The organism is Flavihumibacter sp. UBA7668 (genome assembly GCF_002483205.1).
Classification (GTDB): Bacteria; Bacteroidota; Bacteroidia; order Chitinophagales; family Chitinophagaceae; genus Flavihumibacter.
Genome location: NZ_DLHM01000003.1, coordinates 372765 through 386746 on the forward strand (window position 1 = coordinate 372765; position 13982 = coordinate 386746).

9 protein-coding genes are annotated in these 13982 nt (G+C 41.2%); 2 read left to right on the forward strand and 7 right to left on the reverse strand.

What is annotated here, in order from left to right; all coding sequences use genetic code 11:
• Positions 1 to 2 precede the first annotated feature (2 nt).
• The gene (locus tag B2746_RS07415) at positions 3 to 398 is read right to left on the reverse strand and encodes a hypothetical protein (protein ID WP_290792225.1); all 396 of its coding nucleotides are present in this window, start codon (positions 396 to 398) and stop codon (positions 3 to 5) included.
• Positions 399 to 519: 121 nt separating this feature from the next.
• Between B2746_RS07415 and B2746_RS07420 the strand changes: the two genes are divergently transcribed.
• Both B2746_RS07420 and B2746_RS07425 read left to right on the forward strand, forming a co-directional pair.
• Complete coding sequence (locus tag B2746_RS07420) at positions 520 to 3483, forward strand: tetratricopeptide repeat protein (protein ID WP_290792226.1); 2964 nt, start codon at positions 520 to 522, stop codon at positions 3481 to 3483.
• Positions 3484 to 3510: 27 nt separating this feature from the next.
• Positions 3511 to 5916 (forward strand): penicillin-binding protein 1A, encoded by a 2406-nt coding sequence (locus B2746_RS07425; RefSeq protein WP_290792227.1) that lies wholly within the window; start codon positions 3511 to 3513, stop codon positions 5914 to 5916.
• 70 nt (positions 5917 to 5986) lie between these two features.
• Here B2746_RS07425 and B2746_RS07430 read toward each other — a convergent pair whose 3' ends face one another.
• The 6 genes from B2746_RS07430 to B2746_RS07455 all read right to left on the reverse strand — a co-directional run bounded on the left by B2746_RS07430 (position 5987) and on the right by B2746_RS07455 (position 13947).
• Positions 5987 to 7210: a lanthionine synthetase LanC family protein gene (locus B2746_RS07430; RefSeq protein WP_290792228.1), complete on the reverse strand. Its 1224-nt coding sequence runs from the start codon at positions 7208 to 7210 to the stop codon at positions 5987 to 5989.
• A gap of 88 nt (positions 7211 to 7298) precedes the next feature.
• The gene (locus tag B2746_RS07435) at positions 7299 to 8018 is read right to left on the reverse strand and encodes a LytR/AlgR family response regulator transcription factor (RefSeq protein WP_290792343.1); all 720 of its coding nucleotides are present in this window, start codon (positions 8016 to 8018) and stop codon (positions 7299 to 7301) included.
• A 5-nt stretch (positions 8019 to 8023) separates the two neighbouring features.
• Complete coding sequence (locus tag B2746_RS07440; protein WP_290792229.1) at positions 8024 to 9055, reverse strand: sensor histidine kinase; 1032 nt, start codon at positions 9053 to 9055, stop codon at positions 8024 to 8026.
• 67 nt (positions 9056 to 9122) lie between these two features.
• On the reverse strand, positions 9123 to 9311 hold the full coding sequence (locus B2746_RS07445) for a hypothetical protein (protein WP_290792230.1): 189 nt from the start codon (positions 9309 to 9311) through the stop codon (positions 9123 to 9125).
• Positions 9312 to 9438: 127 nt separating this feature from the next.
• Positions 9439 to 12516, reverse strand: coding sequence for a lantibiotic dehydratase (locus tag B2746_RS07450; RefSeq protein WP_290792231.1), 3078 nt, complete (start codon positions 12514 to 12516; stop codon positions 9439 to 9441).
• A gap of 108 nt (positions 12517 to 12624) precedes the next feature.
• On the reverse strand, positions 12625 to 13947 hold the full coding sequence (locus B2746_RS07455; RefSeq protein ID WP_290792232.1) for an OmpA family protein: 1323 nt from the start codon (positions 13945 to 13947) through the stop codon (positions 12625 to 12627).
• Positions 13948 to 13982 lie beyond the last annotated feature (35 nt).

Genomic DNA, 13982 nt, shown 5'->3' on the forward strand with positions numbered 1-13982 from the left:
ATTTAATCGGTGGTTGTTTCAGTTACCGGGATATTCAGAAGAGTTGTATCCAATGCTACAGGCTCCTCTCCCTGCAATACCCGTTTAATATTTAACAAATATTGATCTTTATACACCATCGCCTGTTCGAGCGAATCGGTTCGGATCTTCAATTGTCTCAATTCCTTGGTGGCACTGGCTGATCCGTAACCCGGAATATACAACTTTAACGGCGTAAACACAATTAAAGCCACTGTGAGACTGGTCAAAAGCACGAAAATGGTACTCAATCCAATGTATACACTTAATCTGGATAATTTGAAAGTAACCACCTCCTCGTAGCTGTCATCGTTCATCACTACCAGCCGGTACCTGTTACGTAAACGCTTAAGTGTGGTATTAGTATTGTTTTCAGGCATTAAAATTGTTCTGTTTTTCAAAGAAAGCCGTCACAACTTACATAAAATTCAAGCCAAAATATTTGGCTAACTTTAAAATAATTTTCTTGCGGGAGTGTTATTATCAATTTAGTTTGCGCAGATGATCAAGATCCAGGTCCTTAAATACCTTGTTCCCTTTATAATTTACCTTTCCTGCGGAATACCCGGAATGGGCCAACCTACCCTTGACCCGGATCTCCAGAAGCAAAAACCCAAAAAATACGAGAATCGCATCCTTCGGGCAGAAAAAACAGGAGAAAAGAAATTTACTGCCCCTCGTCGGTTTTTTCAAAACACCTATACGCATTATAATTATGTGTTCAATGCGGAAACCAAACTGACCCAGGTGTTGGAGTCGGCCAAGCTTCAGCATGTGGAACGGTATTCGATGCTGCTGCCCTTCTATAATTATACACTGGAGGCAACTGCTGCCCAAAAAACAGAGCTGGACTCTGTTATTTATAAAGTAAACGCCGGCGTTTTCCTGCACGACCTGCGAAGCAACTGGATGGATAACCTCTACCTCGCTATGGGTCAGGCCTATTTTTTCCGGAATACCCTGGATTCAGCATTCATGACATTCCAATACATGAATTATGCTTTTCACCCCAAGGATCCGGATGGGTATGACCGAATTATAGCCTCCAATTCCACCGAGGGGGGAAATGCCATGAAGGTTTCGACACAGGAAAAAAGAAATCTGCTGGACAAAGCAGTTTCACGTCCGCCCAGCCGGAATGATGCCCTGATTTGGTTAATCCGAACGCATCTGGAGCGAAATGAAACCGCCACTGCTGCCACCCTGATTGAGACCATCCGGAACGATCCGCAATTCCCTGTCCGCCTGCATCCTCAACTGGAAGAAATGCAGGCCTTGTATTATTATAAGCTAAAGCAATACGATAGCGCTGCCACCTACCTTGGGAAGGCATTGCCAGCAGCAACCAATAAACAGGAAGAAGCACGATGGGAGTTTCTCATGGGCCAATTATTCAAGAAAGCAGGATCCCTGGAAAAATCCCGGCAAGCCTTTGAACTGGCAGCCCGCCACACCCTTAATCCGGTTATGGAAGTGGCCGCTCAATTGGAAGTGGCGCAGCTACTGGACGGAAAGGATGGCAGAAACTGGCAAACAGTGATACAAACATTGGAAAAAATGGCCAAAAGAGAAAAATATGCCAGCTATCGTGATTTGATATATTATACCATCGGCCAGATTGAAACCCGCAACGAAGCTTATCCACAAGCCCATCAACACCTCCTGAAAAGCATAAAAAACAGTATTGAAAATCCGGAACAAAAAGCACGCACCTGGTTACTATTGGGTGATGTTGCTTTTATTCAGAAGCAATACCAGCCGGCAAAAGCCTATTACGATAGTGTGGAAACCAATCTGATAGATGAATCTGAACTGGTTCAATTAGGACTCCGTAAAGAATTGCTCAGTATTGTTGTAGCACAACTGGAAATAATTCATCGCCAGGATAGTTTACAGGCACTGGCTGCTATGCCGGAAGAGGAGCGCAATGATATCCTGAGAAAAAAACTTCGACAGTTAAAAAAACAGCAAAATGCATTGGCTAATGTAAATCCGGTTCCCGGTTCAAATTTCCCGGGATTTAACAGTCAGGCAAATCAGCCTCCCACTGATTTATTTGCATCCGGAAATACCAGCGAATTTTATTTCTATAATAATACCTTGAAAAGCAGAGGTTATAATGATTTTAGAAACAAATGGGGTAATCGTCCAAATACGGATAACTGGAGAAGATCCAGCAATCAGTCGAACCCTGTATTCAGCAAGGAACAAAGCAAAACCAAATTAAGTACGGATGCTGAAAATGAAGAGGAACTGAACCTGGATCAGCTGTTGGAGAATATTCCTCTTAGTCCGGAGAAACTGCAGATATCCCAGGATTCGGTTGCTCAATCCCGTTATATGATCGGAATTACATTGCAGAATAGGTTGGAAGACTATGCGGGAGCGGCCAGCCAATACGAATGGTTACTGGAAAATTATCAGGGCAGTCAGATGGAAGCGGATATTTTATATAATCTGGCGATCTGTTACCGGATGTTAGGTAAATCTGTTGAACTTGCTGCAACAAATAAGCGTTTGGGAGAACAATTCCCAAATTCAAGGCAGGCAAGATTGGCTCATGATCCATTAGCTGTTCAGGCCGAAGATAGTTTGCAGGATAAAAAAGCTACGGCAGCTTATGATAAAATTTATGATCAGTTTCTTTCCGGAAAGTTTCAACAGGCAGTGGATGCAAAACGGGCTGCTGATAGCATGTATGGACCTAATCACTGGACGCCTCAGTTACTCTATATTGAATCAGTTTATCATATCAAAGAAAAGAACGATAGTGTAGCAATAGGCACTCTTGAACAATTGAAGCGTCAGTTTCCGGAACACCCGATGTCTTCTAAGGTTAATACGATGATTGATGTGCTGCGTCGCCGTGCAGAAATAGAAAATTACCTGACCAATCTGGAGGTGGAACGTCAACCGGAGGATTCTACCCGTTTTCAGGCAATCCCGAAAATAGAAGCAGTAAAAGAGCCGGAGCCGAGAGAAACCCGTGCTGCAACGGCCCGGCCACTGGCCAAAATAGATCAGCCTAAAACAGATAGCAGCCGGCTGAAGAAAGAGGCACCAAAATTGCCGGTTACTAATTTATTCAGCCGTCATGCGGAACAGGCGCATTTTGTTGTGATTGTGTTAACAAATGTGGATCCGGTTTATGTAAATGAAACAAAAAATGCATTTGATCGCTATCATCGCGAAAAGTATTACAATCAGCCAATGAATGTAACAATAACATCACTGTCGGATACAGTGAAGTTGGTAAGCATTCGCGGTATGGCAAATGAAGCGGCGGCGATGGATTATATTGAAAGAGCTAAAGCATTGGCAGAAAAGGATATCATTCCCTGGATGAAAAAGGAAAATTATTATTTTATGCCGGTTGCGGAAGATAACCTGAATTTACTTTTGGATAGCAGTAATTTACCGGCATATCGCAGCTTCCTTCAACAAATCTTCCCGAATCAATTTTAAACCAGCGCCCCTTCCTAAATATAAAGTATGAAACAGGTAACACGAGTTTTTTGGAAAATTTTCTTCATTGGCTTTGCAGTTTTTGCACTGCTGATCCTTTCGATAAACCTGGGCTTATTCGGGAAATTGCCTTCCCTAAGTGAACTGGAGAATCCATCCATCCTGCAGGCAACAGAAGTATATGCAGCGGATGGTACGCTGATGGGAAAATACTTCCTAAACAGAGGCAACCGCAGTAATGTTGACTACAGGGATATCAGTAAACATGCTGTAAATGCCCTTATTGCAACGGAAGATGAACGTTTTTATGATCATTCGGGTATTGATGGTCGTTCTGTGCTAAGAGCCATTGTTTTTCTTGGTAAAGAAGGCGGTGGATCCACCATCACACAGCAGCTTGCATTAAATATGTTTGCAGAACGATCTAAAAATCCCATCAAACGGGTGGTTCAGAAATTGAAAGAATGGATAATTGCCATAAAGCTGGAAAGAAATTTTACGAAAGAAGAAATACTGACTCTTTACCTTAATACGGTTCCCTTTGGAGAAAATGTTTATGGAATTCGCAATGCCGCCCTTACCTTTTTCCAAAAAGAGCCAGACCGTCTGGCCCCGGAAGAAGCAGCAGTATTGATTGGTTTGTTAAAAGGCAATACCCTGTACAATCCGAGAAGAAATCCAAAAGCTGCAGTAAACAGACGAAATGTGGTATTGGATCAAATGGCCAAAAACGGCTACCTGACAGAAGAACAGGGTGCCAAATTAAAACTTAAACCCATTGCACTGAATTATCGCAAACAGGATGAAACAGCGGGACTGGCTCCTTATTTCAGAGAAGTATTACGAGATGATATCAAAAAATGGTGTAAGGAAACAACGAATCCGGCTACTGGTGACCCCTATGATATTTATAAAGACGGATTACGGATCTATACCACAATTAACCCACGGATGCAGATCTATGCGGAAGAAGCGGTTGCCAAACATATGCCCACCCTTCAAAAAGCAATGAATGCACAACCTTCTATTAAAAAGGGGAAAGTTTGGGAAGGCCATAACAATGTCCTGGAATCTGCCATGAAGGCCAGTGATCGCTGGAAAAATGGAAGAGAGGAAGGATTAACGGATACAGAACTCAGGAAGATCTTTAAAACCAAAACGCCAATGAAGGTGTTCGCCTGGAATTCAAGAAGAGAAACAGATACCATCATGACGCCAATGGATTCAATCAAGTACCACCGGCAGATGTTGCAAACTTCTTTTATGGTGATGGATCCAGTTACCGGAGAAGTAAAGGCATGGGTTGGTGGAATTGATTTCAAGACCTACAAATTTGATCATGTTAATATTAATACCAAACGCCAGGTAGGTTCCAGCATAAAACCATTTTTATATTGTCAGGCATTGGAAGAGGCTGGATTTACTCCTGAAACACAGGTTGAAAATGTAGCGCAGGATTTTCCAGGTTTCGGATTGGTTCCTGCAAAAGGTATATGTAAAGGCAATACGGTTTCGATGGCTACGGCCCTCACCTATTCCTATAATTGCGCCACAGCTTATATCATGAAGCAGATTGGTCCAAAGCGCTTTGTAGAGTTTCTGCATAATATCAATATTAAAAGCAAAATGGATGCTTATCCTTCCATTTGCCTGGGAGCAGTGGATCTTTCAATGTATGAGATGTTATACGGCTATACCATGTTTGCCAATAATGGATACAGTACACAACCAACTTATATTACCCGAATTGAAGACCGCAATGGAAATGTGCTGGAAAGTTTCCAAACAAAAATGAATCAGGTAATCAGTGAAGCAGCCGCATACACCACAACCAAGATGTTAGGCGGACCCGTTGAAGTAGGAACAGCAGCCGGATTGAGAGCAAGGCTGGGTGCAGCCGAAATGGCAGGTAAAACCGGCACCACCAATGACAATGCAGATGCCTGGTTTATTGGCTTCACCCCCCAACTCCTGGGAGGAACCTGGGTAGGTTGTGATGATCGATTTATCCGTATTGAAAACAACCTTGGATACGGCGGACAGGCCTCCCGTCCAATCTGGGAATATTTTTTCCAGAAAGTATATGCTGATAAAACACTGGGTATTGATAAGGATGCAAGATTTGCACAGCCGGAGCAGATGAAAAATGAAGTAATGTATGATTACATGAATATTATTGATCAAACCCAGCCTCCCGGTGCAGAAGGAGAAGATCAGGGAAATGGTGCAGCTGACCAATATCTGATGGAACCGGAAAACAATGATGTGCCAATTGAATCAGAAATTCCGAAAGATGAAGAAGATGTTTTGAAAGAAGCCCGCGACTCGGAGAAAAAGAAAGAGAAGAAACCAACAGATACCGCAGAGCCTCCCAAAAAAAAAGGAATATTTCGTAAAATTTTTGGTGGCAAAAAGAATAAAGAACAGGAATAAAAATTCATAGGTGGCATATTCATCCAAAGCGATTTTCTCCGGATGAATATGCCACAGGTTTAATGGTGCATTAGTTTATAAGAAGGAACTCTTTCCAGTCCCCTTTATTCGGATATACAGCGTCAAGTAATACAAGCGATACAGCAGGATAACCATCCAATAAAGACAACTCCTTCTCGTTGAAATCAAGATTCAGTTTTCCTTCTTCCAGAAAATGCATTGTCTTCTGAATCCACGCAATGGCTGCTTTTTCATAAAATGAACGGCCACTTACTGCAAAGAGAGATTGATACATGGCGGCAATACCTGCGGCACCATGACAGAACTGAGCGTCAACACACATGGTTGAAGCTGCATCCAGGCGATCAAGAGAGCAGGCACCAATCAGATCAGCAATTTCAATATATTGTTGAATTCCAAATGCAGACCCTACCTTATACAACATGAATGCCTGATTCAAATCACCATAACACCAGGCCAGTCGGTTATTATACGTTTTTTCATGGGTTGCTTCATGAACCGTATTTGGAAAAATGGAATGCCGATTGTTTTCCGGATCTGTTGTCATCGTTTGTTTAAGTACCAGACCAACCATTGAACGGATGGTATCGTGCATTTTATCAAACAACAAGCCCTGTTCAAAAGCCTTCAGCAATACAAGAATAAAACCAGTTTGTCCATGTGACAAACTAAGATTCATTTCGCTTGTTTCTTCTTTTGAGATTATATAATTCCGAATCCAGCATCCATCTTTTGCATGAATTACATTTTTAAGTATAGCTTCCAAAAGGCATTCAGCATGTAATTGGATGGCAGGATCAGGAAGGCGATCCAGAAAATAATTAAGAACGCCAAAAGAGCCATGCAGGTAATCATTAAAATCATGATCTGCCTGGTGTAGTGCCTGTTTTAAAAGAAACTTATCAATTTCTTCAAATTCCTGCAAATCCTGATAGATATATTGCTTTTTCGATAAAAAATTCAACAGACTCATAAATCCTGCAAGGCCGGTACTTAAGGAAGGGTTTAACAAAGAACTACCACTTTCATTAAACCGAAGAAACACTTCATCAAGATACAAACGACCTTTCTCGATATGCTCTTCAGAACCGGTATATTCAAAACAACTATAGTGGTATAGTGAAAGTCCGAGCTTCCCCATAAAGAGAGAATCATTGTGTGTGGTACCGGCTTGAATGGCGTGCTCCATCATACCAATATGATGAAGGATATCCTTTCTGAAACTGGATGAATTTTCTTTCACTAATTCGGTTGGATATTGTTTTACTTGCATAACTGTTATTTTCTGAAATAAAAGTAATAGCAGCTATACGAATATCTAAGTTTAATACACGAATACCCCTTTTGGATGGATATACAGGTTACTTCATTGTACTATCACGTGTCCGGGACACCAGTTGATCTTTAAAACTGGTTCCAATCGGAACCTGCTCTACCCGATTTCTTAAGCGAAGTATATTATTCTCTATAGAAATAATATTGTGGAAGGGCACAATAAAAGAGCGATGAACACGTACAAATATATTTTTAGGCAACCGGTCTTCTACATCTTTCAGATTTAGAAGTGTCATTATTTTTTCTTTGCCTTTGTGAAATGCAACATAATTTTTCTGTCCCTCTATAAAATCAATTTCATTGTAATTGATTTTTACAAGCTTGCCTCTTTGTTCTGTTTTAATAAAAATATAATCATTGGGGATGGCATCAACAACGGCCACTTTCCCTGCCATTATAATACTGACTGCCCGTTGCACAGCTTTCATAAAACGCGGAAAAGCGATGGGCTTCATTAAGTAGTCCACCGCTTCATAATCAAAAGCATCCAATGCAAAATCGGAATAGGCCGTACAGAAAATAACTTTGGTATGATTTCCGACAATTTTTATAATATCGATACCATTCATTTCTTCCATCTGGATATCCAGGAAGACGAGATCAGGTTTATGACGATTGATCAGATCAACCCCGGTTATGGGATTCATAGCAGTAGCCACCAATTCCAGCAGATCAATTTTGGAGACATAATTGATCAGCACATCAATTGCAGCTTTCTCATCATCGATAATCATGCATTTCACCATACGAATCAAACATAAAGGGTTAATTCCAGTGTATAGAATTCCTCTTCATTTGTTGTGACCACGTCGTATTTCCCTTTGAAGGAAACATCCAAACGTCTCAGCACATTCTGAATACCTATCCCACTGCTTTTCTCAATCACTTTTTTCTTTTTCCGGTTCTGGCAATAAAAATAGATCTTCTCCGGGCTGGCATCCAGACGGATGATTAAGGGATGATTTCTGTTTTTTAACTCGCCATACTTCAGTGCGTTCTCCACAAAGGTAATGAATACAAGTGGTGGAATCTTATGATCTCCAACCGGACCAGTAACGGTAAAATCGATTTGGAGCTCATTGGAGAACCGAAGTTGGTGAATATCAATGAGGTTATGCAGATAATGAATTTCATTTTTCAGGTTAACCATACCGTTGTCCTTATCTAGTCCTTCGATGCTATAGCGCATTATTTCGGACAATTTCAGGATATTATTGGCCAGTTCCTCCGAATAATACTGCGCATGAGCAAACAGCGTATTCAGGGTATTGTATAAAAAATGAGGGTTGATTTGTGCTTTCAAAAAATTAAATTCAGTGTGAAGCTGCTGGATTTCCAATTTCCGGTTATTCAATTCCAGTTCCTGAATACGTTTTTGCCTTTCCAGGGAATAAACGAAGTAGGAATATCCAAGAGCGAATATGTTGTATTGAATATAATATGTTAATGAAAGTCCGAGGTCTCTTCGATTAAAAATAAAGCTGATAGTTTCATCATAACCATAAAAAATCACAATCAAACTAAATCTGATAATATGAAATACAGGAAATAATGCCAGCATAAATACTAGCCTTATATACCTTATTTTCTTATTACCAAAAACACCTTTCCAAAGCAAAAAACAACCAAAATAAAACCAGCCTATACTTGGCAAGAAATTTACTGTTGCAGATATTAAATCTACATCTCCGCTCATATAATAAGCAACCAATAAAGTTGTTCCTATCCAGATACCCCAGAAAGTGGCATGACGAACTACCGATCCGTATTTTTTATTCTGCATCCAGACTTTGTTTCAGGCATATAGATACAAATTCTGCAGGCAGCCACCAAAAAATACCTCTTCTGTATTAAAATATCCCTTTTGACGTTGGTTTCGGATTTGGAGAAGTACAAATTTCCACCAACGAAGGAATGAATCGGATATCATTACCTTTTACGTAGGGTTGCTGATTGGTTGAAAGCTCCGCCTGCTTAACCATGATAGCGATTGTTTTCTTTTGAATGTTCAGCTTGGATTTGATTGATTCGGGTCTCATTTTGTTAAGATTTATTTGTTGTTTAATCAGAGTGCAACAAATCTATCCCGAACAACCAGAGTGACCTTAAACACTACACCAACAGGCCGAATGTAGGTACGAATAGTATGGGAGGACTGACAACCCCCTATTTTGAAGGTGATTTTCGCATCATTTTCGCGAAATAATAACGATACAAAAAGTCATAACAAACCATTTCATGCTGTCTTGGTTTTGACGTAAAAAGCCGGTTTAACTGCATATGAATCAAACTGGCCAGTAAGTTATCAAGCTCTGGTTCAAGCAGATCCAGCCGGTGCAAATTCAAAATGAACCTTACAGAATTTGCCACCTCCCCATCGTGTGAATGAAACACAAAACCCTCTCCCATTCTTGTTTCTAGCTTTTTCCTATGTAACCGATACCGAGTATCAAGCTGGTCCTTTAAGAGTTTACCTGTATGAAATTCTTCTGCAAAACTGGTTTTAATGCGCTCCAGCAAATTCGTTTTCTTTTCCAGGTCCAATTCAAAATGATCCAATAGATAATCAATCCACTGTAATCCCCAGATCCAACGCTCCTCTTCCCGTTCATCGCCTACTTCATGAGAAAGCCATTGCAATGTTGAAACACTGTTTAAACAAAACAATTTTTCCACGGCTTCTATTGATCGGCTTCCATAGCGTTGTAATTCCCTTTGATAGGAGTCCAATTGAATTCTCCAGATAAATCCCTCCTTTACAAAGGTTGAGCAAGAACTGGTGAATGCCTGCATGATTTCTCCAAGTTTGCTGATATCCGTCAGGTGAAAACGTAACCGGATATGGAATGCAGGATCCGTATACCGGATAAAAAACCAGTTGTCGATTTTACCCGTCTCCTTTAATTCTTCCACCAATGGATAAACAGCCTGGACCAGAATTTTTTCTGCAGATTGAGAGCCGCAATATATTTTATAATACAACCATTCTGAACCTATTGAAAAACACTCAGCTTCCCGGGCAGATTCAATTTTTGATACAGCAGTTGTATAGGTGGCTTCCTTTTTTTGCAATATTGCCAGGAACTGGTTGGCATAATTGTTTCCCATCAGATCCCTAACTCCGGTTGAATTGGTGTATAAAAATTCACGGATAACCAGGCTCTGTCTTTTTTGTATCAGGTCGAGGAAAACCGAACGCAATATAGAATTTGAAAAATCGATCAGCAGTTCATTATCGCCATCGGCAATTACGACTTTATCAGGCAATTGCCATGTGTTTCTGAATTCTATCAATTTCACCAACAATTCGCTATCGGAAACGTTGATCAGGTATTCCCAATCTTCTTTACGCAATTGCCAGGTGGCGGCATGCAGGATAGTTTGCCGGTATAGCACCCTGGGCAGAAATTTATGTTGGAAGCTAATATCTCCCCAACTGAAAGAAAATCCATTTGCGATTCCCTGTGTTTGCAGATCACATAAAAACTGATATACCGGCAGCGGCTGCAGGTTATAATTATGCGCACTAGAAAGGCGGGGTATAATCTCCTTATTCAAACTTTTTGATCGAAGCAGGATTTTGTTCTTTCGAACGGAGATCATCAGGTCCTGAACAGGTAGTTGGTGTTTTTCATCAACAGAAGATTTTGACAGATAGGGAATTTCGTAGGTACGGAATGCGGGGTGCAATAAAATATTCCCGATCCTGCTTTCAGGCAGGTGAACAATCTCAGCAAAAATAATTTCCTTTTCGAGCTCCTGCTCTTTTTCCGTTATGGAATGCACGAGTTCGTTTATCGCTACGTTACTATGGGCGAAACGGCCCAATAAATTTGCCGCACTGGAGCCTGCAGCTGATTCGATAAATAACAGCGATTTTTCCGCATCAACAACCCGAAACAACAATGAAATTGAAGGCGGCAGTTTAACTGCCTTTTCTGGAAATTCCTCCAGATCCTTATCTGTTAATTCAATCTGAACAGCTCTGAAGTCTTTTGTCTTATCCAGCTTTTTATGCCAGAATTCTTCCAGTTTTCCCCATTGAAAATTGATGGGCTGATCTGGCTTTAACAAAACCAGGTCATTCAATAGGGGACTCAGTTCAACCCCTGAATTTTCTTTATAAACAATTCCCGTTTCTGTGTCCAATACTTCCAGCAGCGACATTTCCCGATCCTCATACCGTTCTTTAAAATCTCGGATAAAAAGGTCCATTGACTGCTCCTGAACCGGACTTAAACGATGCAAGGCAATCAATGCATCTCTTAATTGTGACTGATATTGAGCTGAAACCTGCCCACTGCTTAACTTAACAGAAAGGTCACATTGAAATAGTTTGGATTCATCAAAAGGCAACTGAATCATCTGTAACATTTCCTGAATGGATTTATACCTGGCAGGAGCATTTATTTTCCCTTCATCAAGCGAATCTAATTCCTTCAATGCAGTTAAAAGAAAACTTCGGATTGACAGAATTGTTCCATCTTTATCTGGTTTAAGTTGATTAAGGGATTTCATCATCTGATGAATGAATTCAGGACCGGTAACGGAAGGCTCCAACTCACTTACCAATACCTGTGCTTCAATGAGACCATGGATAAATTCACTTGCTTCTTCCAAATTAATATCCTCATCCATCAATTCAGTACAATAATCCTGTATGCTGTGAAAACCATGGGCAGCAATTGATAAAACCCGGTCTATATATTCATTCCGTAAAATGGAACTGATTTTATGGGTCCGCTTGCCCTGATTGTAATAGTATTCAATATATCGTGCTTCATTCCCGATAAAGTAAAGCGTGGAGTTGCGCGTAAATCCGAGTTGTTCTTTGATTCCACTAAAACCAGATAAAAATTGAGCCAGTGCGCACAAATAATGCATATCAAAACGGGTATGGCGATCAAAACCTTCAGGATCAACGACCAGGTTGGTTTCGCCAGTACCCCAGTTTGCAACGGCACAGCCGGAGAACAGGCCAAAGGGAGTACAGCGACTGAACATCCGGGTATAGTATTTGGTCAGAGAGCTGTTAATTTTTTTCAGTCCGCGGACATCCGGCCCCACTCCTTCCTTCATTTTCCTGCATTCCTCATATAAAACCGGAGACGCCAGGTAAACAGCTTCCATGAACACCGGATCATTTACCTGTGCAGCCAGTGTTTCTTTGTCAACCTGAGTTTCCAGGGGCAATTTAGGCGAACGAAGAACCAGGTTGGGATGGAATTGATACTGTTCAATCATTTAATAATTCTTTGCTATCAGACCATCGAAACTACTATTCAGGAAGCAAAAAAAAACTGGTCCGCCAAAGCTGACCAGTTTTTTTTATTCAGTAATATTTAAGTACGCTTATTGGCTTACTTTAAATTCAACGCGACGATTTTGTGTACGTCCGGCTGCTGTTCCATTATCAGCTACCGGCTGGTCCTGACCAAATCCTACAGCAGTTAAGCGGGAAGTATCAACACCTTTTTTAACCAGGTAAGCAATTACAGAAGCAGCACGCTTTTCAGACAATTTCTGGTTAGACTCTGCTTTACCGGTATTATCTGTATGTCCGGCTACTTCCACTTTCAATTGAGGATACTGCTCATTCAGGATTCTGGCAGCTTTATCCAGCTCTTTACGGGCAGCAGCTGTCAAAGTAGAACTGCCGGTTACGAATTGAACAGCACTTGCATTGAATTTGGATGCTTCCAGTTTTGGACATCCACCATTATCTGCAGGGCCAGCCAGATCAGGGCAACGATCTTCTTCATCGTTTACACCGTCGTTGTCACGGTCAGGAATCGGACATCCCTGATAGCGGGCAACACCTGCAACATCCACGCATTTATCTTCTTCGTCATTGATGCCGTCACCATCTGTATCCGGAATTGGGCAACCGTTGTAACGGGCAATACCAGGCACATCCGGACACTTATCATCCTTATCAGCAATACCATCTGCATCTTTATCTGGACAACCCTGTAAAGCTGCCAGACCGGCTTCAGTTGGACATGCGTCCACTGAATCAACAATGCCATCTTTATCCGTATCAACTGGTTCAACCATTGGAGGTGGAGGAGGAGGAATCACTTTAACTTCTTTGGGTTTACCGATATTACCGGCAAATCCAATACTGTGGTAAAAGTGGTTCTCAGTAGTATTGGTAACTCTCATCCGATATTGAGAATTGATCAAAAGGAAGGCTTCATCATAGAAATTTACCTGCCAACCAACACCAACAGGAACAATAGCACCATAATAACCTTTGAATTTGGAAGCAGCCAAACCAGCAGACAAATAAGGTGTTACCCAGTATTTATCTGTGAGCATTTTGGCATTGACCATGGCATCCCACTCAAACAGGGCACCATCACCAACCGGACCTTTATCACGAATTGGATAGTCGAGGAAAGACACACCCAGTGTGGTGGAGAAATCGAGGTGATTGGTCAAACCTTTAAGGTAATTCACACCGAAACCAAAATTGTGATCACCCAGCTTTGCCCATTCCTTATCCTTCAGGACGGTACTAAGAGAAGTGTTGCGAATTTTTTCCGGGGTTTCAAAATCATTACCGAAGAAATGGATTCCTAGTGCGGGGCGCTTCTTGTAATCATTGTTTTGGGCGAATACAACTGAGGTAAAAGTGCATCCTACCAACAATGAAAGTATTAATTTCTTCATATGCGTAGTTTATTTAAACTGGGGCAAAAATAAAC

Excerpts from the sequence above, each read along its gene's own strand:
- B2746_RS07415 (WP_290792225.1), bottom strand. The coding sequence starts at position 398 with ATGCCTGAAAACAATACTAATACCACACTTAAGCGTTTACGTAACAGG.
- B2746_RS07420 (WP_290792226.1), top strand. The coding sequence starts at position 520 with ATGATCAAGATCCAGGTCCTTAAATACCTTGTTCCCTTTATAATTTAC.
- B2746_RS07425 (WP_290792227.1), top strand. The coding sequence starts at position 3,511 with ATGAAACAGGTAACACGAGTTTTTTGGAAAATTTTCTTCATTGGCTTT.
- B2746_RS07430 (WP_290792228.1), bottom strand. The coding sequence starts at position 7,210 with ATGCAAGTAAAACAATATCCAACCGAATTAGTGAAAGAAAATTCATCC.
- B2746_RS07435 (WP_290792343.1), bottom strand. The coding sequence starts at position 8,018 with ATGGTGAAATGCATGATTATCGATGATGAGAAAGCTGCAATTGATGTG.
- B2746_RS07440 (WP_290792229.1), bottom strand. The coding sequence starts at position 9,055 with ATGCAGAATAAAAAATACGGATCGGTAGTTCGTCATGCCACTTTCTGG.
- B2746_RS07445 (WP_290792230.1), bottom strand. The coding sequence starts at position 9,311 with ATGAGACCCGAATCAATCAAATCCAAGCTGAACATTCAAAAGAAAACA.
- B2746_RS07450 (WP_290792231.1), bottom strand. The coding sequence starts at position 12,516 with ATGATTGAACAGTATCAATTCCATCCCAACCTGGTTCTTCGTTCGCCT.
- B2746_RS07455 (WP_290792232.1), bottom strand. The coding sequence starts at position 13,947 with ATGAAGAAATTAATACTTTCATTGTTGGTAGGATGCACTTTTACCTCA.